Below are 20,607 nucleotides of genomic sequence, written 5' to 3'. Positions count from 1 at the left end.
CAGCCGGGTCGTCCCTGTCACCCCGGCGCCGCGGGTCAGCGCGGCATCATGCCCTGCCAGTCGACGGCACCGTTGTCCACCAGGTCGGTCTGCCGATACCTCCGGCCGTCCGCGCCGACGTACGATCCGTCGGCGGGGTTGTACTCGGCGGCGACGACGGGGGGACCCCCGGCGGCGGGCATGTGCGACGACGGGCGTACGGCCGGATGTCCCGTTCCGGGATCGGGCGGGTACGGACCGAGAAGCGGCTGCGACTGGGCCAGCGGGGTGAAGTTCTCGTCGCTGTTGCACATCGCGGCGGTGGGTGCCCGCTTCCAGGGTTTGGTGGCGCAGGGGATGTTGCGGACCCCGCGGACCCCGATCGGACTCGATTGCGGCAGTTTGCAGTACAGACCATCCGGGGTGTCGATGACGGAGGTGTCCTCTGGCGGGCGCCACTGGTCGGGTGGCAGGAACCCCACCGTGCAGGCCGGCGGATCCGAGATGCCGCTGATGCGGAAGTCGCCGAGCCCCCACTGAGTGCCGTTCCGATTCGGCTGCACCGCCTGGATCATCGAGATCGCGGGCGGCAGCAAGACGAGGATCTGTTCGAGTCCCGCGTTGTAGGTCACCGCAAGCCGGCCGACCGTGGTGATGTTCGCCAGGAGCACGGGCAGGGTCAGTTTCACCGAATCGAGAAGGCCCGACACCTCGTCGGCGAATCCCGGGCCCGACGCCAGCAGCCTGCGGATCTCCGGGGTGTCGGTCACCAACTGATCCGTGACGCCCTCGAGATTCGTGGTCCAGATCTGGATGGCGTCGATGCTGCGGACCTGGGAGTCGACCAGTGGCACCGAATCCCGGATCAGGCTCTGGGTCTCCTCACCCACATCGTGCAGACCCGCGGACAGGGAGGCCGACGAGGTGAGCAACGTCTGCAGGTCGTATCCGCGACCACCGAGGCTTCGATCCAATTCGTCGACGAGGGTCGAGAGTTGCTCCTGCGGGATGCTCGAGACCAACGCGTTCAGCTTCTCGAGCATCGGCGCAACCGGAGCCGGGATCGACACCCGGTCGGCGTCGATGACCGACCCGTCCGTCAGATAGGGAGCGCTGTCGGTCTTGGGACGCAACTCCACATACTGTTCGCCCATCGCCGACATGCTCCGCACCGACGCATCGAGGTCGGCCGGGATGTCCACCGAACTCGAGATGGACAGGTCTGCGCGAACACCGGTGTCGGTGAGTTCGACGTCGGTGACACGTCCGACGTCGACCCCCCGGTAACTGACATTCGCGAACCGGTACAGTCCGCCCGCGGCATCCGCCTCGAGCGTGACGTTGATGCGTCCGACGCCGAGCGGTGCCTGGATCTGCATGTAGGAGAACAACATCAACCAGCTGCCCAGTACGGCCAGCACCGTGAAGATCGCAAGCTGGATCTTGACGAACCGCGACAGGATCATCGGCCACCTCGTCCCGGTCGGCCCAGCGGGGCGAGCAGCGGATCATGTGTCGGCTGACGGCTGTACCCGGGGTCCCCCGGCGCGAACGGCACGGTCGCGTCCGGATCACCGAACGGAGTACCCAGGAGCAGCTCGCGTCGCAGTCGGGGCACGGTGAGGTCGACAGTCGCGTGGAGATTGATGTAGTCGCCGCGCACCGCGCGGTCGATCACCTTCTGACCGTAGGGAAAGACCGTGGCGTAGGCGAGCGCCGAATCGATCCGGGGACCCACGTCGGCGAGCGCGCGCAGGGTCGGCTGCAGGTGTCGCAGGTCGGCCAGCAGATCGTCGCGCACCTGATCGATCACGCCGGTGGTGGTGTTGCTGAACACGCGGAGCCGATCCAGTGCGGTGGTCAGGTCCGGCACCTCGTTCTGCAACACCTCGAGGCCGCGCGGGATGCGTCGTAATGCGTCTTCTATGACGGAATCCTGTTCGGCGAAGCCGGTACTGACACGACGCGCCTGCTGGAGCAACGCCACCAGGTCCGCACGCTGCCGGTCGAGCGTGCCCACCAACTCCGACAGATTTCCGAGCAGCTGACGGGCATCGGCCTCGTGACCGCCGAAACCCTCGTTCAGTGCCTCGATGATCCCGCCGAGCTGGCCGAGGCCGCCGCCGTTGACCACCGCCGACACCGACGCCAGCGTCTCCTCCGTCGACGGATAGGACGCCGAACGCTCCAGCGGGATGCGTGCACCCGGCTCGAGCCGGCCGACCGGCGCGTCACCGGCCGGCGGGTTGAGCGCGAGGTGCATCGAACCGAGCAGGCTCGTCTGACCGACGACGGCCTCGGCATTGGCCGGCACCACGGTGCCCCGGGCGAGGCGCACGTCGATCTCGGCGTGCCACTGGCGTACCCGCATGGGTCCCACGCTCCCGACCTCGACGTCGTTGATCAGAACCGGTGAATTCTGCGACAGAGTGCCGACATCGGCGATCTCGACCGTGATCTGGTAGTCGTCGCTCCCCGTGCCGGCGGTGCCCGGGAGCGCCACCGAGTTGATTCCTTGCCACTGACATCCGGCGGCGAGCACCGAGACACACAGCAGCGCGACGGTCATCCAGAGGCCACGGGCGACGCGCGGTGTCATCGTCCACCCCCGAGGCCCGGCAACAGGAGTTGACCGCGGGAGCGCGCCGAGGTGCTCTGCGACTTGCTCGGAATCAGCGACCTCTCGGTGTAGATGAGGTCGTCCGGACCAGGATCCGGACCGAGGACCGGATTGAGCGGCACCGGAAGGTAGTTGAACGTCAGCATGGGTGCGATCGGCCCCAGGTACTCGGCGCATCGTCGGGCTCCCTCGGCCGCGGTGAGATTCTCGATGCTCGCGACCGACGAGCAGATGAACTGGACCGGGTTGGAGAAGTTGTTCACCGTGAACACCCCGGCCTCGGTCCCGGTGGCCGGGTTGTAGATGTTGTAGAAGTTCGCCATGTTCGTGGGGAAGGCGTGCAGCAGTTGCTCCAGATCGTCGTCCTGGTCGACGAGGAGCTGGGTGATGTAGGCCAACCGGCGGACCTGCTCGGAGGCCCCGTCGCGGTTCGCCGCGATGAACCGCTGGACATCGGCGACGGCCACCGCCAGGTTCTTCAGTGCCGCATCGAGATCGGACCGGCTCCCGTCGAGCACGGAGGACAGCGTCGCCAGGCGGTTCTCGAACTGCACGATCTGGGTGCCGCTGTCGCGGACCGCGGACATCAGCGTCCCGACATTCCGGATGACGTCGGTGATGTTCCCGGTGTTCTCGGCGAGGAGTGCACCCATCTCGGACAGCTCGGTCAACGCCGTTCCCAGCGTCTCACCGTTGCCGCGCAGCGCATTCGCACCGCTGTCGATGAACTCGGTGAGAGAGCTCGAGGAGTCGGCCCCCTTCGGCCCCAGTTCGGTCGCCAGCCTGGTCAGCTGCTCTTTGACCTGATCCCACTCGACGGGCACCGCCGTACGGTCCCGGGGGATCGTCGCACCGTCGTCCAGCACGGGTCCGCTCCGGACGTAGGCGGGCGTGAGTTGGACGAAGCGGTCGGCAACGAGGTTCTGCGCGACGATGATCGCCTGCGCCTCCGCCGGGATCTGCACGCCGCGATCGACGTCGAGGGTCATCGCCACGGTCTCGCCCCGGGGGTCGATGTCGGAGATCGTTCCCACCTTCACACCGGAGACGCGGACGTCGTCACCCACGTAGATCCCCGTGGTGGTCGCGAACATCGCCACGATGCGTGTGGGTGCGGTGAACTGCCGGAACGCGAAGACACCGCCGGCCACCACGACCACCACGAGCATCGCGGCGAGAACGATGCGAATCCGGTCCCCGCCGGTCATCCGACACTCCCGCCCGGTAGTGGCAGCTTCGACTGCGGCTCGACACCGAAGGCTCGGTCGATGAACGGCTGCAGCAACGGCCCGGGAATCAGGTTGGCGACGTAGGCCTGGTAGAACGGCCCACCCGACACCGCCTCGCCCTGCGTCTGGGACACCTTGGCCAGGCCGGGGATGGCCTGGGAGATGTTGTCGCGGTTTCGTTCCAGCATGGCGACAACCGAGTTGAGCGCGGTGAGTGTCGGTGCCAGCTCTTTCTCGTTGTCGGCGACCAGGATCGACAGCTGTTTGCTCACCGCCGCGGTGTTCGCGAGCAACGAGGCGATCTCCTGGCGTCGATTCGACAGCACGCCGAGCAACAGGTTGGCATTCAGCAACAAGGCATTGATCCGTCCGGCTCGGCTGGCGAGAACCTGGGTGACATCGCTCGTCGCGCCGAGCAGTTCGGCCAGGGTCGAATTCCGCGAGTTGATTCCGCGGGACATCTCGGCGAGGCCCGCGAAGGTCGGTTTCAACTCGGGTGCCACGTCGTCGAGAGTCGTCGACAGCACATCGAGGGACTCGTTCAGCTGCGACGTGTCTATCCCGCGGGTGTTGGTCGTCAGGTCGTCGATCGCCTCGTTCAGCGAATAGGGCGACGCGGTCCGTTCGACGGGGATCACGTCATCGGGCCGTAGAATTCCCTGCCCGGACGGCTTCACCGTCACGATGCGTTGTCCGAGAAGCGAGCCGGTCCGGATCTGTGCCGACGTGCTGTCCCCCAGCCGGGTGCCCTCGCGGACGCTGAAGGTGACCCGTGCACGACCGTCCACCAGTTCCACTTCGGCCACGGTTCCGACGCGTACCCCGGACACCAGGACGTCGGCTCCGGACGACAGCCCCGCGGCCTCCGCGAAGTCGGCCTGATAGGTGACCGACCCGAACCAGCTCATCACCTTGGCGGCATTCAACCCGGCGACGACGATCAGGACGATGAGTGTTAGTCCGACGCAACCGAATCGGAAGAGTTTCGAGCCTCGATACTTGTACATCTAACCCGAGCACCGCCCCTCCGTCTGTTCGATCCAGGGCAACTCGACGACCTTTCCGGACGGGTCGGACACCCGGACCGTGACGGCGCAGACGTAGTACTGGATGAAGTTGCCGTATGTTCCGGTGCGCACCAGCTTGCGGAAGTTCTCCGGGGCACGGACGAGCGCGTTCTCGAGCGCCGGTTTGTCGCTGTCGAGGGCGGGTGCGAGGCGGGCCAGCTGATCGATCGTGCCGGACAGGGACGGCCGGGCCTGCGTGAGCAGATCGGTGACCGTGGCGGTCCCGTTGTCCAGTGCGGTGATCGCCTCGCCGATGGGATCGCGCCGGCGGGCGAGATCACCGATGAGCACGTCCAATCGATCGATGGCGTCGCCGAATCGTTCGCTGTCGCGGTCGAGGGTCGCCATGACCTTCTGCAGTTCGACGATCACGTCCTCGATGACGTCGACATTCTCACCCAGAGTGGCGAAGAGCGAGGAGGTTCCCTCGAACAGGGTGCGCACCGTGCCGCGCTGCCCCTGCAGGACGTCGAGTACCGACGCGCTGAGAGCGTTGACCTGCTGCGGTTCCAGACCGTCGATGACCGGCTTGAGTCCGCCGAGCAGGACGTCGAGATCCAGGGCGGGCTTCGTCCGGGAGGCCGGGATCTCGGTGCCGGCGGTGAGCATGGTGTCGCCTGCTCCTTCGGTGAGCTCGAGGTACCGGTCCCCCACCAGGTTCAGATACCGGACCGCAGCGCCGGATTCGGTCGGTATGCCGATGTCGCTGTCGACGTCGAACACGACCCGGACGGACTCGTCGCTCCGCAGCTCGACGTCGCCGACGGTGCCGACCCGGATGCCGGCGATGCGCACGGTGTCCCCCGGGCTCAGGCCCGAGGCGTCGCTGAAGACCGCGGAGTACTCCTTGGTGTCCCCGGAGCGGTGATCGCTGAAGATGACGAGCAGCGAACCCGCCACCAGGAGCATCACGGTGGTGAATGCGATCAGTTTGACTGTGTCCGTGTCGGACCTGCGCCCGCTCATCGCGGCGCCCGGGAGGGAGTGGGCCGACCCGGCCCGCCGGACCGCTCCGACCGTCTCGGCGCCCCGTCGGGAATCGGACCGAAGAGTGCCTGTCGGAGGCTGTCGACGTTGAGTTCCACCGACGTCCGGCCCGCGTCGAAAGGATTGGCCCCGACGTCGGCCACCACGAACGGTGGCTTCTCCTGGAACCCGACGGGCAGCACCGAGCACTGCGGCCCGCCGGTCGCCGCGACCTTCGGCAGGTCCTCGGGGTAGCGGTACGGATCGGTGCCCCACAAGAAGTTCGCCGACAACCCCAGCCCGGGCACGTCGGCCGGCGGTGAGACGGCGAGATCGGCGAAACCGTTGAGCGAGCACGTCAGTGACTCGTTGTACTCATCGGTCAGAGCGGTGACCGGTACCAGCACCGACAGGGCGCTCGCCAGGCGCTCACGATTGTCGCCGAGTACCTGGGTGCCGACGTCCGACAGTCCGATGAGGCTGGTGAGAAATGCGTCGAGGCGTTGTTGTTCGGCGACCAGGGTGTCGCTGATCGAGCTCGCATTCCGGACGGTGCCCAGGAGCGGATCGGTGGTGTCGGCGTACACATCGAGCACATCCGGCACGTCGCGCAGCAGGCGGCGCAGGGAGGGTAGGGCCGGGTTCACGTCGCCGAGGAATCCGTTGAGGTCGACGAGCATCTGCCCGAACTGCTCACCCCGCCCGCTCAGTCCGGTCGAGATGGCGCTGAGTGCGGCGTTGAGCTCGGCGGGCTTGATCTGCGCGAGAACACGGGTGAGTTCGCCGAACACGGTGTTGATCTCGACGGAGACGTCCTCGGCGTCGAGGACCTGGCCGACACCGAGCCGTGCCTGCGAGGGTGCAGGCGGGGCGACGAGTTCGACACTCTTGGCGCCGAATACGGTGGCACCGGCGATGCGAACGGAGACGTTGTTCGGGATCTGCTCCATCTGATCCGGTTCCATGGCCAGTTCGATTCGCGCAGTCGTGGGTTCGTCGTAGTCGATCGACGAGACGCGTCCGACTGTCACCCCGCGCATCTGCACCTTGGCACCCACTTCCATGACGAGCCCCGCCCGGGGAGCCACCACGGTGACCGGTTCCGATCGCGTCGTGGTACCCGTGAACATCGCTGCGGCCAGACCGACCAGGAGCGCGACGGTCAGCACCATCGCTGTCCCGGCCAGCGGCCGGAGTATTCCGTTCGACATGTTGCCCTTCACGCCAGAATGTGATGTTCAGCCAGAGAGGTTGAAGTTGCCGTTCGTTCCGTAGATGGCCAGCGAGATCAGCAGGGTGACACTGACAACCGCGACGAGCGAGGTGCGCACGGCGTCACCGACCGCCACGCCGACGCCCGCGGGCCCACCGCGGGCGTAGTAGCCGTAATAGGTGTGGATCAAGAGGATCAGCAGTGCCATCGCGAACGCCTGGACAAAAGACCACACGAGATCGAGGGGGTTGAGGAACGTCGTGAAGTAATGGCCGTAGAGACCCGTCGACTGGCCCAACAGAACCACCGTCGTGAACTCGCAGGCGGCGAAGGACGCGATGAGCGCGATCGCGTACAGCGGGGCGATCACGATCATCCCGGCGGCGATGCGCGTGCCGACGACATAGGCGATGGGATCGATGCCGAGCGACTCCAGCGCGTCGATCTCCTCGCTGATCCGCATGGCACCGAGCTGGGCCGTCGCGCCCGCCCCGAAGGTCGCGGCCAGTCCGATGCCGACGATCACCGGTGCCGCGATGCGCACGTTGATGAACGCGGCGAGAAACCCGGTCAGTGCCTCGATTCCGATGTCGCCGAGCGTGCTGTACCCCTGCACGGCGAGAGTGCTGCCGGTGGCGAGGGTCAGGAAGCCGACGATGACCACCGTTCCGCCGATGAGCGCGAGATTGCCCGAGCCCATGCTCGTCTCGGCGATCAACCGGATGGTCTCCCGGCGATAGTGCATCGCCGCGTGGGGGACGCTGCGCAGGGCGCGTGCGTAGAAGATCGCGTGGTCACCGAAGCCGCTGAGGATCTGGACCGGTCGCCGCGCCCCGCGGTTGAGCCGAGGGAACCGCACGCTGGGCGTCGAAGTACGTTGCGACAGTTTGGGAGAGGAGATGATGGCCATTGCTGCTCACCCCGCCGACAACTGGACGCCGATCGCCGTGATCACGACGTTGACCACGAAGAGGGCCATGAATGCGTACACCACCGTCTCGTTGACGGCGTTGCCGACCGATTTGGCTCCACCGGTGACGATCAGCCCTCGGTAGCACGCGACCACCCCGGCGATGAGACCGAACACCAGCGCTTTGACCGAGGAGATGATCACCTCGGTCGTCCCGGTGAGCAGCGTGATCCCGGCGGCGAACGCACCCGGGTTCACACCCTGGACGAACACCGAGAAGATGTAGCCGCCGAGGATCCCGATGACGCACACGAGGCTGTTGAGCAGCAGGGCCACCAATCCGGAGGCGAGCACCCGCGGCGTCACCAGCCGCTGCACGGGATTGATCCCCAACACCTCCATTGCCTCGATCTCCTCTCGGATCGTGCGTGATCCGAGGTCGGCACACATCGCGGTGGCTCCGGCTCCGGCGACGATCAGCACGGTCACCATCGGCCCCACCTGGGTCACCGCGCCGAAGGCGGCGCCGGCCCCGCTGAGGTCGGCCGCACCCAGTTCACGCAGCAGGATGTTGATGGTGAAGCTGACCAGCACCGTGAACGGGATCGCCACCAGCAGAGTCGGGACGAGCGAGACCCGGGCGACGAACCACGCCTGTTCTCGGAACTCGCCGAACTGGAACGGCCGCCGGAACATGAACCTCGTGGCATCGGCGCCCATCATGAACAGGCCGCCGACCGCCCGCAGAGGCGCCTCGGAGTACCGGGTGAGCGTACCGCCGGTCAGACGCATCCCCGCCCCTTCGTCGTGAAAGATTGTGAAAACAACATTCTCAGTGAATGCGATCAATGTACTCACGACACGCGATCGCCGACAACCACCGTCCCGACTCCCGGGATGCACGATCAGGGAACACCCCATCTGCCGCGCTCGACAATCAATGGAACTGCGACGAAATCAGCGCATGGCCGCGAATGCGACATGAGCCGCCTATGAGAAGCTAATTCTCATTCAGCAAGAGTTTCGCTTGCACGCAGCTCCGTATTCGGCCACACTTCGTGAACGTGTCCGCTGCCGTGACGGGACGAAGTGCTCTCGGCACCGTGACGACGGGACACGACAGTTTCTTCCCCGAGCAGTCCGCACTGCCATCAGATGCAGTCCGCGCGAGAGGCCAGATCAGTGACGACCAGTCCCGTGACGAGCGGAACGGCGAACGACGTTCGATACGACCCGTACGACGTCGAGCTCAACGCCGACCCGTACCCGATGTTCCGAAGGATCCGTGAGGAGGCGCCGCTCTACTACAACGCCGACCACGACTTCTATGCCCTGAGTCGCCACGCCGACGTCAACGCGGCTCTCATCAACCATCAGACGTTCAGCTCGGCGCGCGGCGCGATCCTCGAGTTGATCAAGGCCAACATCGACATACCGCCGGGGGTGTTGATCTTCGAGGATCCGCCCATTCACGACATCCACCGCAAACTCCTCGCCCGGATGTTCACCCCGCGCAAGGTGTTCGACCTCGAGCCGCAGATCCGGCAGTTCTGTGCCGACAGCCTCGACCCCCTGATCGGGACGGGCCGGATCGACTTCGTGAAGGACCTCGGCGCCCAGATGCCGATGAAGGTCATCGGCATGCTGCTGGGCATTCCCGACGAGGATCAGGCCGCCATCCGCGACTTCGCGAACGACCAGATGCGAACCGAGGAAGGCAAGCCGATGAAGGCCGCCGAGGAGGGTATGGTCTCCGGCGACATCTTCGGCGCCTACATCGACTGGCGCCGCGAGCACCCCTCCGACGACATCATGACCGAGCTGCTCAATGTCGAGTTCGAGGACGAGACCGGAACAGTCCGCCGACTGAGTCGTGACGAGCTCCTGACCTACGTCAACGTGGTCGCCGGAGCAGGCAACGAGACGACCACACGTCTGATCGGCTGGGCGGGAAAGGTTCTCGCCGAACATCCGGACCAGCGTCGCGAGCTCGTGGAGAATCCCGAGCTCATCCACAATGCGATCGAAGAACTGCTGCGCTTCGAGCCCCCGGCGCCCCACGTCGCGCGGTATGTCACGCGCGACGTCGAATACCACGGCCAGACCGTGCCCGAGGGCAGCGTGATGATGATGTTGATCGGCGCCGCCAACCGCGACGATCGCCGCTACCCGGCCGGTGACACCTTCGACATCCATCGGGACACCAAACAGCACTTGACGTTCAGTATCGGAACGCATTTCTGCCTGGGTTCCTCGCTCGCCCGCCTCGAGGGTCGGATCGCGTTGGAAGAGATCCTCAAGCGGATTCCGGAGTGGGACGTCGACCTGACCGACGCCGCACTCTCACCCACCTCGACAGTCCGCGGCTGGGACACATTGCCCGCCACTTTCTGAATCACAAGAACCGGCCGACCGCGGCCGGTCCCCACCACCAGGAGATCTACATGTCCGGAAGAGTAGAAGGCAAGGTCGCGTTCATCACCGGCGCGGGCCGCGGCCAAGGCCGTAGTCACGCCGTGCGGTTGGCCGAAGAGGGTGCCGACATCATCGCCGTGGACATCTGCGGGCCGGTCGACAACGTCCCCTTCGATCTGGCCAGCGAGGACGACCTGGCCGAGACGGCGGAGCTGGTCAAGTCCCACGACCGCCGCGTGGTCACCGCAAAGGTCGACGTCCGCGACCTCGACGCGCTCACCGAGGCCGTCAAGTCGGGGGTCGAGCAGCTCGGTCGGCTCGACATCGTTGCCGCCAACGCGGGGATCGCCACGAACGGCTCGTCTCTGGAGGAGATGACACCGAAGATCTGGCAGGACATGATCGACGTCAACATGACCGGCGTCTGGCACACGGCCAAGGCGGCGATCCCGCACATCGTCGCCGGCGGACGTGGCGGGTCGATCGTCCTGACCAGTTCGGTCGGCGGTCTGAAGTCCTACCCGTTCTGCGGTCATTACGTCGCTGCCAAGCACGGCGTCATCGGCATCATGCGGACACTTGCAATCGAGTTGGCGCAGAACAGCATCCGGGTGAACTCCGTTCACCCGACCCAGGTGAACACCCCGATGATCATGAATCAGGCCACCTACAGCATGTTCCGGCCCGATCTCGAGAATCCCGGTCCCGACGACTTCGCACCCCTGTCGCAGATGATGAACACGCTACCCGTGCCGTGGGTGGAACCCGAGGACATCTCGAACGCCGTGCTGTTCCTGGCCTCTGACGAGGCCCGCTACATCACGGGGGTCACTCTCCCCGTCGATGCGGGCGCGTGTCTGAAATGAGCTGACGCCGAAGACGGCTCCGGCCCCTGTCCATCGGACAGGGGCCGGATCGGTGTTCGGTGATCGCGCGGGAGCGCCAGGGCGGCGCCTAACCGCCGACGACCCCGCTGTTCCGGTGCGCGTCGTCGGCCGCGAGGTAGGAGAACACCACCGACGGCCCGATCGTGGCGCCGGCACCGAGATACTTGCGGCCCATCACCGATGCCGTGCAGTTTCCCCCCGCGTACAGGCCGCCGATGGGCTCCCCGGCCTCGTCGAGCACGCGCGAGCGCTCGTCGCAGAGCAACCCGCCGTTGGTGCCGATGTCACCGGGATACATCGCCACCGCGTAGAACGGCCCCTTGGCGACCTCGCCCAGGCACGCGTTGGGTTTGTGTGACGCGTCGCCCTGATACTTCTCGTGATCGCCCTCGCCGCGGTGGAAGTCCTCGTCGACGCCGGAACGCGCGAACTCGTTGAACCGGGAGACGGTGCGCGCCAACGTATCGGGTTCGATGCCACACTGCCGGGCCAGCTCATCCAGGGTCGCCGCCTTCTTCATGGCCCCGCTGCGAATCCAATCCTTGGGCGTCCTGCCGGGCGGGGCGAAGCCGAAGGTGTAGCGCGACCGATGCCGGCTGTCGATGATGAGCCAGCTCGGCAGAGCACCACCACCGGAGCGATTCCGGGCGAACATTCGCTGCCCGGCTTCCTGGTACGCGATCGCCTCGTTGAAGTACCGATTCCCGTGGGAGTCGACCATGATCGAGTGCGGTTTGGATCGTTCACTGATGCACATCGACGGTTCCCCGTCGGGCATCAGCCACGACGGCAACCACCACGCCTCGTCCATCATGTCGGTGGCGGCGCCGTGCGCCATCGCGATGCGCAGTGCTTCACCGGTGTCTCCCGGATTGGCGCTGGTCCACTCGACCCGCCCTGGTTGACCGCCCGCGAACTCGTCGCGCATCTCCTGATTACGGGAGAAGCCCCCGGCCGCGATGAGCACACCGTGCCGGGCGCGTACGCGGACACGGGAGCCGCCACGATCGAGCACCGCCCCCACGACCTCGCCACCGCTGACGACGAGGTCGGCGAGTGCGGTCTGCGTCCACAGATCGACACCGCGTGCACGTAACGCCTTGAGCACGAATCCGATCAATGCCGCCCCGTTGGTCACGTTGCGCTTCCCACGCAACCGGCCCCACGCGGTGCGCGACATGACACGCGTCATCGTCGCAAAACCTTGTCGGGTGAACAGATTCGACATGTACGCGGCCTCACCGGTGTACATCGTCATCGCACCGGCGACCGGCGGTCGCAGCCGTCCCGCGAGCTCGCCGAGCTGGCGGGTGTCGAACTCGGGCGCCTCGACCGACCGGCTGTGCGCCTTACCGCCGTCGACGCCGCGAACCCCCGCGTAGTAGTCGCTGTATCCGTCTATGCGGATGAACGGGACACCCTCTCCGACGAGGAAATCGAACATCGCGTTGCCGCCGTGCAAGTACGCCTGGCGGCGCTCGTCCGACGACGCCGGGCTGCTGTCGGCGGCCTTGCCGACGACGGAGTCGAAGTACGCGGTGGCCTCGTCGTACGAGTCCGCCACCCCGTCCGCCGCCATCAGTGGATTGTTGGGTATCCAGATGACACCCCCGGACATTCCCGTCGAGCCGCCGATCATCTCCGACTTCTCGGCCACGAGTACGTCCATGCCCAGCGCGGATGCTCGCAGCGCGCCGACGAGGCCGCCACCCGAGCCGATCACGAGGAAGTCCGTCGTGTGGTCCCACCCGGTGTGTTCACGGCTTGTGCGATCCCGGTTCGTACGATCCTCGTCCGCTGCGTGATCCGTGTCAGACACCGCCCCGTCCCCCTCGTCCTCGGCCGTCACCATGTGACCGGAAGGGAGTACACCCCGTAGGCCAGGCGGTCCGACTTGAACTCGATCTCGTCGATCGGGACCGCGAGTCGTAGGTCGGGGATCCGCCGGAAGATACTCGTGTAGACGATCTGGAGCTCGACACGCGCCAGCTGCTGACCGATGCACTGATGCGGCCCGAAGCCGAAGGCGGTGTGGTGCCGGGCTGCACGGGTGAGGTCCAGCTTGTCCGGCTCCGGGAAGGCCGCCGGATCCCAGTTGGAGGATCCGAGTTCCATGATGACGCCGTCGCCGGCGTGAATGGTCTGACCGGAGATCTCGATGTCTTCCAGAGCGATTCGTCGCTGCCCGTTGTGAATGATCCCAAGGAATCGCATCATCTCCTCGACCGCGTTGCCGATCACGTCCGGGTCACCGTCGGCCGCGGTGAGAATCGCGAGCTGTCCGGGATTCTCGAGGAGCGCCAGGGTGCCGAGCGCGATCATGTTTGCGCTCGTCTCGTGTCCGGCGATGAGCATGCCCAAACCCATCTGGGCGGCCTCGGCGACATCGATCTCGCCCGACTTCGCGCGCAGCGCGAAGTCGCTGATGACATCGTCGGTGGGCTCCTCCATCTTCTTCTCGACCAGCTCGTGCATGAACATGAACATCGCGGCGAACGCCTGCATGTTCTCGTCCGGTGTCGCATACCGATCGACGCTGCGGACGGCGTTCTCCTGGAAGAAGTCGTGGCTGTCGTAAGGCACGCCGAGCATCTGGCAGATCACGATCGTCGGCAGCGGCAAGGCGAGTGCGGCGACCAGGTCGGCGGGCCTCGGACCTTCCAGTATCGCGTCGATCAACCCGTCGGTGGTTTCCTGCACAAAAGGTCGCAATGCGGCGACACGCTTGAACGTGAACGCCTTGGTCATCATCCGCCGGAAGTGCGAGTGCTGCTCGCCGTCGGAGTTGAACACCGACTTCGGCCGCATCGAGACGTTCGCCGCCATTCCCTCGTTCCAGTGCGGGAATCCCGGCAGGGACTCGTCGACGCTGATCCTGGGGTCGGCCAGCAGTGCCTTCTGTTCGGCGTGACCAGTGACGAGCCAGGGCTTGGAGCCGTCCCAGATCTCCACGCGGCTCACGGGATTGGACTCACGGAGCACACGCGTGCCGTCCGGCGGGGCAAACGGACAGCGCATGTCGCGGTCCATCGGGAAGTGCGGAGTGGTCTCGTTGCGGACTTGCGTTGCGGTCTCGGACATCGGCGGGGGATCCTTTGCTGGCTGGGGTTCGAGTGATCAGTCCTGGACGTGGATGGCGAGTGCCGGACACATCGCCGCGGCATGTTTGACGTCGTCGGCCTCGGACGGCGGCGGGTCGTCGTTGACGAGGACCGCGATACCGTCCTCGTCGCGTTGGTCGAACACGTCCGATGCCGCGGCGACGCACTGTCCCGAGGCGATGCACTTGTCCTGGTCGATGGTGATCTTCATGTGAGACTCCTACGGAGAAAGAACGAATGGGCGTAACGGCGGATCAGTCGTCCGCCGCTCCGACGAGATCGCGCTCGTCGGACGCCGGCTGCGGAGCCGAGCGCGGGGGTCCGGCCACGGTCCCGCCGTCCACGGGCAGGATCGTCGCGGTGACGTAGCGCGCCCTCTCGCTCGCGAGGTACAAGGCGGCCTCGGCCACGTCCTGCGGGGTGCCCTCCTGGGTGAGCGGTCGATTGGCCGCCATCATCGAGCGGATCATGGCGGTGAAGGTCTCGGCGTCCGCGCCCATCTTGACCGCCGAGGAGGCCAACAGCGGGGTCGGAATACTGCCCGGCGCAATGCAGTTCACGCGAACGCCGAGCTGTCCCAACTCGATCGCGACCGATTTGGTGAAGTGGATGACACCGGCCTTCGACGTGCGATAGGACATGACGCTGCCGCCCGGTTGGATACCACCGATCGACGAGATGTTGATGATCGATCCCGATCCCGCCGCCGCCATCTTCGCCGCCGCGAGGCGCGTGCCGGCCATGACCCCGAGCAGGTTGACAGCCAGCACGCGCTCGAAATCGGCGAGGTCGTCGTCGAGGAAGCTGGGGTGCATGGTCCCGGAGATCCCGGCGTTGTTCACCATGACGTCGAGGCGACCGTCGCGTGCGACCACCTCGTCGACGAGTGCGGCGAGGTCCGCCCGATCCGCGACATCTGTTCGGCGGAAGCGGGTCTGGTCACCGCACTGAGCCGCGAGCTCTTGTCCGCCCTCCTCGTCGACGTCGGCGATGGTGACGATGGCACCCTCGGCGGCGAACTTCTCGACGATCCCCTGCCCGAGGCCGGATGCCCCGCCGGTGACGATCGCGACTCTTCCTGCCAACTCATCGGTCATTTGCGGGTCGTCCTTCGAATGTCGTGCATGGTGACATGCAGGTGCCTGGCGATGATGGAAATGACTTGTTCTTCAAGGGCTGGATGGACTGGTGCCGCCGGGACGGTGGACGCGATGTGATCGGCGACGCGACGGTTGCAACCCTCTGACCACGGTGAGAACCGGCGCAGAGAACCGAATGCCGCCGGATTCGATGACCCGCGTCCAATCGGGTGTGGCCTACGTCTCATTCTCGCGCACCTAGAGTCCCAGTCCCGCGGCCCCTATGTCAAGCGATTGATTGAAATTCTCGATACACAGACGCCTCGTAGATGTCGCGGCGTGTCCCACTCGGCCCGCCGACGGTCCGCGGACCTCGTTTGGCGTCCCACCGCGGGCACGAAGTCAAACACGCGCTTTACACTGGAGAACATCCACGCCCCGCTCGTGGCCGCCGACGGCCCGGACAGCGACGGCACCTACGGCAGGCCGCTCGGCCGCGACCAGGTGAGGACATCACGCATGGTGACGACCACCCCAGATCCCCTGACCCCCGAACCGGCGGCCGACGACGACGACACGTCGAGCGGTGTCGACACCGTTCGACGTGGCCGTACCTCGATCCGGCAGGGAAAGAAGGAAGCGACGCAGGAGCTCATCCTCGACACCGCCGAACGCCTGTTCGCCGAGAACGGCATCTACGCGGTTTCCAACCGACAGATCGCCGATGCCGCGGGTCAGGGCAACACCGCCGTCGTCGGGTACCACTTCGGCAGCCGGAACGACCTCATCCGCAGGCTCGTGAACCGCTTCCACCTCGGCATCGAGCCTCGTCGCGAGCAGATGCTCGAGCAGATCAGCGGTTCCACCAACATCCGGGACTGGCTCGAGTGCCAGGTGGTGCCGATCACCTCCCGTTTCGACGATCTCGGCTCGCCCACCTGGTTCGCACGCTTCGGCGCGCAGCTCATGACCGACCCAGAGCTGCGAAACCTCCTGTTCGAGGAGTCCTGGCGCGAATCCCCCTCGCTACAGCAGACTCTCGACGGACTGCTCAAGTGCCTGCCGTACCTGCCGGCACAGGTGCAGCCCGAGCGGACCGACTGCGCGGCCTTCCTGATCATCCAGATGTGCGCCCAACGCGAGCGCGCCCTCGCCGACGGGTCCACCCTCATCCGGTCCACCTGGGCGGAGATGGCGACCGGGCTCGTCGACATCCTGGTCGGTATGTGGACGGCGCCGGTCACGCCCGCGTGACCCCACCGCGGCGGTGAGCGGCCGGCGACCTCGACGAATGCGATCCTGACCACCGGCGCAGCCGGCGCGGAGCGCGGATCGGGTGCGCGTCGAGTGCCATCGGAGCGTTCACAGGTTCGCGTGAGCAACTAAATCAAGCAGTTGATTGACTTTGCTGGTGTGATGCGGTTCACTTGGCTTCATGCAGAGCGGGGGCGACGAGCCGACACGGCGACGGACAGGCCGTCACCGTTCGTTCCCTGCATTGCAGCCCCCTATTCGACTCGGCTGACCACACCGGTATCCCGGTACGGCGGCCACCCCGCCGTCGTTCCGATGCCGCGTCCTCGGCTCGGTGGCCCGGCCGCCACACCTCGGCCACATCGCGGTCCGAACGGCTCGACCACCTTCTCCCGACCCGCCTTTCATCGACTCGCCTTTTTCATCGACCCGGAGGAATCAATGACGAATGCAGCGGCCATCGCCGACGATCGCCCATCGGCGGAGGAGATCATCCTCTACGAGAAGGACGCGACGACGAAGATCGCCACGATCACGTTCAACCGGCCGGATCATCTCAACGCGCCGACTGCTGCCGCCCGCCTACGGTATGCCGACCTGCTCCGTCGCGCCACGGTCGACGACGACGTCAAGGTGGTCGTCATCCGCGGTGTTGGGTCGAATCTCGGTTCGGGTGCGGACATCCCGGAGGCGATGGAGATGGAGGCCGATCCCACCTCGCTGGGCCGGATCCGCGAGCTGCGCGTCGACGACGAATCCGCGATCAACTTCCCGCCGCCGGGTTCGTATCGGCACGGGGCGATGATCACGCAGTGGTACGCGAACTCCGCCGCGGGATGTCGCAGCCTGCAGGAGTTCAAGAAGATCAGCATCGTCGAGACCAAGGGCTACTGTTACGGCTGGCATTTCTATCAGGCCGCCGACGCCGACATCGTGATCTCCTCGGAGGACACGCTTTTCGGGCATCCGGCGTTCCGGTACATCGGATTCGGCCCACGGATGTGGACGTGGGCGCAGACCATGGGTATCCGCAAGTTCCAGGAGATGGTCTTCACCGGTCGCCCGTTCACCGCACAGGAGATGTACGACTGCAACTTCGCCAACCGAGTGGTCCCGCGTGATCAGCTCGAGGCCGAGGTCGACAAGTACGCCCGCGCCTGCGCTCGGACACGGCCCACCGACACGGTGTTCATGCAGAAGATCTTCTTCGAGCTGATGAAACAGTCGCAGGGCGAATACATGGGCAGCATGCTGACCGCGCTCTTCGAATCGCTCGGTGGGACTGCCCATCCCGACGCCGACGCCCTCAGCCTGGACGAGGACACCATGTCGGCCGGCATCAACAACGCGGTGAAGAGCAATGACGACCACTTCCCGCCCGACTTCCGGCTCAGCAAGTCCGGCCGGCGTCGCGCCGACTGAGCCCGCCCTCCCCCCACCTCTCACCTCCTCTGCGGAAGGCAACACCGATGTCCACCAGCACCCGCCCGCCTCTGGACGGATACCGCGTGATCGACCTGTCCGTGGGGATCGCCGGCGCATACTGCACCAAACTCCTCGCCGACGGCGGCGCCGAGGTGATCAAAGTCGAACCGCCACAGGGTGATCCGATGCGTAAGTGGTCGGCATCGGGTTCACCAGTCGACACGACGGCCGGTGGTGCGCTCTTCAACTACCTGGCGTGTACCAAGAAGAGCGTCGTCGTCGATCCCGCCGACGACGCGGACCTGGACGCCCTGCTGACCGAGGGGGACGCGGTCATCTGGTCGCGGGACTCCCCGTTCGCAGGCACGCTGTCGCCGTCGGCGATCGCCGCCGCGCATCCACGCCTGGTGGTCACGGCGATCACACCGTTCGGGCTCGACGGCCCCTGGAGTGACCGGCCCGCAACGGAATTCACGATCCAGGCCTGGTCCGGCGGCATCGTCGGACTCGGCCGCGGCGCACCGGACCGGGCACCGGTCCACGTCGGCGGTCAGATCGGCGAGTGGTTCGCCGGCGCCCATGCATCCGCCGCCACCCTGACCGCGCTCCGTCACCGCAAGCAGACCGGATCGGGGCAACTGATCGATCTGTCGATGCTGGAGACCGAGATCCTCGGTCTCACCTACCACCCGGTGAGCTTCCTCGAGATCAGCGGCCGTCCGTTCCGCTCCGAACGCATGATCTTCGTTCCCGGCGTCTCGCAGGCCGCCGACGGTATGGTCGCCCTCGGTTGTGCGACCGCACAGCAATGGTCCGATCTGTGCGTGATGGTCGGTCACCCGGAATGGGTCGATCCCGATGCCCCACTGGCGATCACCGCCCGCGCCTTCGAACTCGCCCCCCAGATCTACGCGTGGATCGCCGAGCGGACAGTCGACGAGGTGTGCGAACTGGCCACCACGTTCCGCATCCCGAACGCGCATGTCGCCAACGGCGCGAACCTGACCGGGCTGCCGCACTTCGACGCCAGGGACTCGTTCGTCAAGAATCCCGCCCTCGGATTCAGCCAGCCCGGCCCGCCGTACCGGATGTCCTCCTTCGACCTGGCACCGCCGGATCCGGCGCCGTTGCTCGGCGAGCACACGGACCGGTACCGGGCGACGGAAGACGCCGGCGTCGAATCCGCTCGCACAGCAGCGGATCACACGGATCAGGGCACAACCCTGCCACTCACGGGGCTGCGTGTGCTCGACATGACCGCGTTCTGGGCCGGACCGTCGTGCACCCACATCCTCGCGCTGCTCGGTGCCGAGGTGATCCACGTCGAATCGACCACGCGCCCGGACGGCACGCGGATGATCGCCGGCGTCCCCTTCACCGAGGACGCCTGGTGGGAGAAGTCGCCGATCTTCGCCGGCCTCAACACCAACAAGAAGGGTGTCACGGTCAACATCCAGACCGAGCGTGGACAGGAACTGCTCCGCGACCTCATCACGAGTTGCGATGTGCTGGTGGAGAACTACACGCCGCGCGTCCTCGAGCAGGTCGGATTGGACTACGACTCCGTCCGGGCCCTCAACCCAGAGCTGATCATGGTTCGGATGCCGGGGTTCGGTCTCGACGGGCCGTGGCGGGACAAGGCGGCCTTCGCCTATGTCATCGAGGACGCCTCCGGCCTGACCTGGCTCACCGGACACCCGGAGCAGAATCCGGTGGAACCGTATTCGATCGGCGATCCCAACGCCGGCATCCATGCGCTCAACGGCCTGCTGCTGGCGCTCGAACACCGCGACCGCACCGGCGAGGGAACGCTCGTCGAGGCGAGCATGATCGACGCCGCGCTGAACGTGTCCGCGGAACAGGTGATCGAGCACTCGGCCTACGGGCAGACCCTCATGCGCGCCGGCAACCGCGGTCCGGCTGCAGCACCGCAGAACCTGTACCAGGCCGCGGGCACCGACGAGTTCGGCCGCGACGACTGCTGGGTGGCCATTGCGGTCGCGACCGACCTGCAGTGGGAAGCCCTGCGCGAGGCACTCGACGATCCGCAATGGGCTCGCGACGCCGACCTCGCCACTGCCGACGGCCGACGACGACACCACGATCTGATCGACGATCACCTCGGCGCCTGGTGCCGCGAACTCGACAGCGACACGATCGTCGAACGCCTCTGGGCGGCCGGGGTTCCCGTGGCCAAGGTCATGCAACCGCACCGGCAGACCGAACTGCCGCCGCTGGCCGCACGCGACTTCTTCGTGCAGGTCGAACACCCGGTCAATCCGACGGCGTCCCACAGTACGATCCCGGTCCGCTTCGCCGGTCTGCCGACGCCACTCGAGGTTCGGCCGGCACCGACCCTGGGCCAACACAATGCCGAGGTGTTCCTCGGTATCGGACTGTCCGAGAACGACATCGAACAACTCGAGCAGGACAGGATCATCGGCAACTCGGTCACGTTCTGA

At 66.2% G+C, this 20,607-nt stretch carries 17 protein-coding genes; 5 read left to right on the top strand and 12 right to left on the bottom strand.

The window, feature by feature from the left end:
- Window positions 1-35: 35 nt before the first annotated feature.
- The 8 genes from ACFVHY_RS02010 to ACFVHY_RS01975 are packed head-to-tail and all read right to left on the bottom strand — an operon-like array spanning window position 36 to window position 8,776.
- Entirely contained in the window at window positions 36-1,445 is a 1,410-nt protein-coding gene (locus tag ACFVHY_RS02010) for an MCE family protein (protein WP_390267714.1), read from the bottom strand.
- Complete coding sequence (locus ACFVHY_RS02005; protein WP_390267711.1) at window positions 1,442-2,578, bottom strand: MCE family protein; 1,137 nt, start codon at window positions 2,576-2,578, stop codon at window positions 1,442-1,444. The genes ACFVHY_RS02010 and ACFVHY_RS02005 overlap by 4 nt, the downstream gene beginning before the upstream one ends.
- Window positions 2,575-3,807 (bottom strand): MCE family protein, encoded by a 1,233-nt coding sequence (locus ACFVHY_RS02000; RefSeq protein WP_390267708.1) that lies wholly within the window; start codon window positions 3,805-3,807, stop codon window positions 2,575-2,577. The genes ACFVHY_RS02005 and ACFVHY_RS02000 overlap by 4 nt, the downstream gene beginning before the upstream one ends.
- Window positions 3,804-4,835: an MCE family protein gene (locus ACFVHY_RS01995; protein WP_390267705.1), complete on the bottom strand. Its 1,032-nt coding sequence runs from the start codon at window positions 4,833-4,835 to the stop codon at window positions 3,804-3,806. Before ACFVHY_RS01995 ends, ACFVHY_RS02000 begins: the two co-directional genes overlap by 4 nt.
- A complete protein-coding gene (locus ACFVHY_RS01990) occupies window positions 4,836-5,861 on the bottom strand; it encodes an MCE family protein (protein ID WP_390267702.1) in 1,026 nt (341 codons plus the stop codon).
- On the bottom strand, window positions 5,858-7,072 hold the full coding sequence (locus tag ACFVHY_RS01985; protein WP_390267699.1) for an MCE family protein: 1,215 nt from the start codon (window positions 7,070-7,072) through the stop codon (window positions 5,858-5,860). The genes ACFVHY_RS01990 and ACFVHY_RS01985 overlap by 4 nt, the downstream gene beginning before the upstream one ends.
- Before the next feature lie 27 nt (window positions 7,073-7,099).
- Window positions 7,100-7,984, bottom strand: coding sequence for an MlaE family ABC transporter permease (locus ACFVHY_RS01980; protein WP_390267696.1), 885 nt, complete (start codon window positions 7,982-7,984; stop codon window positions 7,100-7,102).
- A 6-nt stretch (window positions 7,985-7,990) separates the two neighbouring features.
- Window positions 7,991-8,776 (bottom strand): MlaE family ABC transporter permease, encoded by a 786-nt coding sequence (locus ACFVHY_RS01975; protein WP_390267693.1) that lies wholly within the window; start codon window positions 8,774-8,776, stop codon window positions 7,991-7,993.
- 477 nt (window positions 8,777-9,253) lie between these two features.
- Here ACFVHY_RS01975 and ACFVHY_RS01970 point away from each other — a divergent pair, with 477 nt between their 5' ends.
- Together ACFVHY_RS01970 and ACFVHY_RS01965 are read left to right on the top strand one after the other, a co-directional pair.
- Window positions 9,254-10,378, top strand: a complete 1,125-nt coding sequence (locus tag ACFVHY_RS01970) for a cytochrome P450 (protein WP_390268798.1) — start codon at window positions 9,254-9,256, stop codon at window positions 10,376-10,378.
- 50 nt (window positions 10,379-10,428) lie between these two features.
- The gene (locus ACFVHY_RS01965; protein WP_390267690.1) at window positions 10,429-11,265 is read left to right on the top strand and encodes a mycofactocin-coupled SDR family oxidoreductase; all 837 of its coding nucleotides are present in this window, start codon (window positions 10,429-10,431) and stop codon (window positions 11,263-11,265) included.
- Window positions 11,266-11,353: 88 nt separating this feature from the next.
- Here the strand turns inward: ACFVHY_RS01965 and ACFVHY_RS01960 are convergent, their stop codons facing one another.
- The 4 genes from ACFVHY_RS01960 to ACFVHY_RS01945 are packed head-to-tail and all read right to left on the bottom strand — an operon-like array spanning window position 11,354 to window position 15,484.
- The gene (locus ACFVHY_RS01960; protein WP_390267687.1) at window positions 11,354-13,105 is read right to left on the bottom strand and encodes an FAD-binding protein; all 1,752 of its coding nucleotides are present in this window, start codon (window positions 13,103-13,105) and stop codon (window positions 11,354-11,356) included.
- A 26-nt stretch (window positions 13,106-13,131) separates the two neighbouring features.
- Window positions 13,132-14,367 (bottom strand): cytochrome P450, encoded by a 1,236-nt coding sequence (locus ACFVHY_RS01955; RefSeq protein ID WP_390267684.1) that lies wholly within the window; start codon window positions 14,365-14,367, stop codon window positions 13,132-13,134.
- 36 nt (window positions 14,368-14,403) lie between these two features.
- Window positions 14,404-14,598, bottom strand: coding sequence for a ferredoxin (locus ACFVHY_RS01950; RefSeq protein WP_390267681.1), 195 nt, complete (start codon window positions 14,596-14,598; stop codon window positions 14,404-14,406).
- A 43-nt stretch (window positions 14,599-14,641) separates the two neighbouring features.
- Entirely contained in the window at window positions 14,642-15,484 is an 843-nt protein-coding gene (locus ACFVHY_RS01945) for an SDR family NAD(P)-dependent oxidoreductase (protein ID WP_390267678.1), read from the bottom strand.
- 501 nt (window positions 15,485-15,985) lie between these two features.
- On the opposite strand from ACFVHY_RS01945, the gene ACFVHY_RS01940 reads away from it, so the two are divergent.
- The 3 genes from ACFVHY_RS01940 (at window position 15,986) to ACFVHY_RS01930 (ending at window position 20,607) form a co-directional block, all read left to right on the top strand.
- Entirely contained in the window at window positions 15,986-16,720 is a 735-nt protein-coding gene (locus ACFVHY_RS01940) for a TetR/AcrR family transcriptional regulator (protein WP_390267675.1), read from the top strand.
- 441 nt (window positions 16,721-17,161) lie between these two features.
- A complete protein-coding gene (locus ACFVHY_RS01935) occupies window positions 17,162-18,142 on the top strand; it encodes an enoyl-CoA hydratase/isomerase family protein (protein ID WP_390267672.1) in 981 nt (326 codons plus the stop codon).
- Between the two features lie 47 nt (window positions 18,143-18,189).
- Window positions 18,190-20,607 (top strand): CaiB/BaiF CoA transferase family protein, encoded by a 2,418-nt coding sequence (locus ACFVHY_RS01930; RefSeq protein ID WP_390267669.1) that lies wholly within the window; start codon window positions 18,190-18,192, stop codon window positions 20,605-20,607.

Source organism: Gordonia sp. NPDC127522, from assembly GCF_042672305.1.
In the GTDB taxonomy this organism is placed as follows: Bacteria; Actinomycetota; Actinomycetes; order Mycobacteriales; family Mycobacteriaceae; genus Gordonia; species Gordonia hongkongensis.
The sequence above is the reverse complement of the archived record's forward strand: the minus strand, read 5'-3'. Positions and strand labels throughout refer to the sequence as shown.

Excerpts from the sequence above, each read along its gene's own strand:
- ACFVHY_RS02010 (WP_390267714.1), bottom strand. The coding sequence starts at position 1,445 with ATGATCCTGTCGCGGTTCGTCAAGATCCAGCTTGCGATCTTCACGGTG.
- ACFVHY_RS02005 (WP_390267711.1), bottom strand. The coding sequence starts at position 2,578 with ATGACACCGCGCGTCGCCCGTGGCCTCTGGATGACCGTCGCGCTGCTG.
- ACFVHY_RS02000 (WP_390267708.1), bottom strand. The coding sequence starts at position 3,807 with ATGACCGGCGGGGACCGGATTCGCATCGTTCTCGCCGCGATGCTCGTG.
- ACFVHY_RS01995 (WP_390267705.1), bottom strand. The coding sequence starts at position 4,835 with ATGTACAAGTATCGAGGCTCGAAACTCTTCCGATTCGGTTGCGTCGGA.
- ACFVHY_RS01990 (WP_390267702.1), bottom strand. The coding sequence starts at position 5,861 with ATGAGCGGGCGCAGGTCCGACACGGACACAGTCAAACTGATCGCATTC.
- ACFVHY_RS01985 (WP_390267699.1), bottom strand. The coding sequence starts at position 7,072 with ATGTCGAACGGAATACTCCGGCCGCTGGCCGGGACAGCGATGGTGCTG.
- ACFVHY_RS01980 (WP_390267696.1), bottom strand. The coding sequence starts at position 7,984 with ATGGCCATCATCTCCTCTCCCAAACTGTCGCAACGTACTTCGACGCCC.
- ACFVHY_RS01975 (WP_390267693.1), bottom strand. The coding sequence starts at position 8,776 with ATGCGTCTGACCGGCGGTACGCTCACCCGGTACTCCGAGGCGCCTCTG.
- ACFVHY_RS01970 (WP_390268798.1), top strand. The coding sequence starts at position 9,254 with ATGTTCCGAAGGATCCGTGAGGAGGCGCCGCTCTACTACAACGCCGAC.
- ACFVHY_RS01965 (WP_390267690.1), top strand. The coding sequence starts at position 10,429 with ATGTCCGGAAGAGTAGAAGGCAAGGTCGCGTTCATCACCGGCGCGGGC.
- ACFVHY_RS01955 (WP_390267684.1), bottom strand. The coding sequence starts at position 14,367 with ATGTCCGAGACCGCAACGCAAGTCCGCAACGAGACCACTCCGCACTTC.
- ACFVHY_RS01950 (WP_390267681.1), bottom strand. The coding sequence starts at position 14,598 with ATGAAGATCACCATCGACCAGGACAAGTGCATCGCCTCGGGACAGTGC.
- ACFVHY_RS01945 (WP_390267678.1), bottom strand. The coding sequence starts at position 15,484 with ATGACCGATGAGTTGGCAGGAAGAGTCGCGATCGTCACCGGCGGGGCA.
- ACFVHY_RS01940 (WP_390267675.1), top strand. The coding sequence starts at position 15,986 with ATGGTGACGACCACCCCAGATCCCCTGACCCCCGAACCGGCGGCCGAC.
- ACFVHY_RS01935 (WP_390267672.1), top strand. The coding sequence starts at position 17,162 with ATGACGAATGCAGCGGCCATCGCCGACGATCGCCCATCGGCGGAGGAG.
- ACFVHY_RS01930 (WP_390267669.1), top strand. The coding sequence starts at position 18,190 with ATGTCCACCAGCACCCGCCCGCCTCTGGACGGATACCGCGTGATCGAC.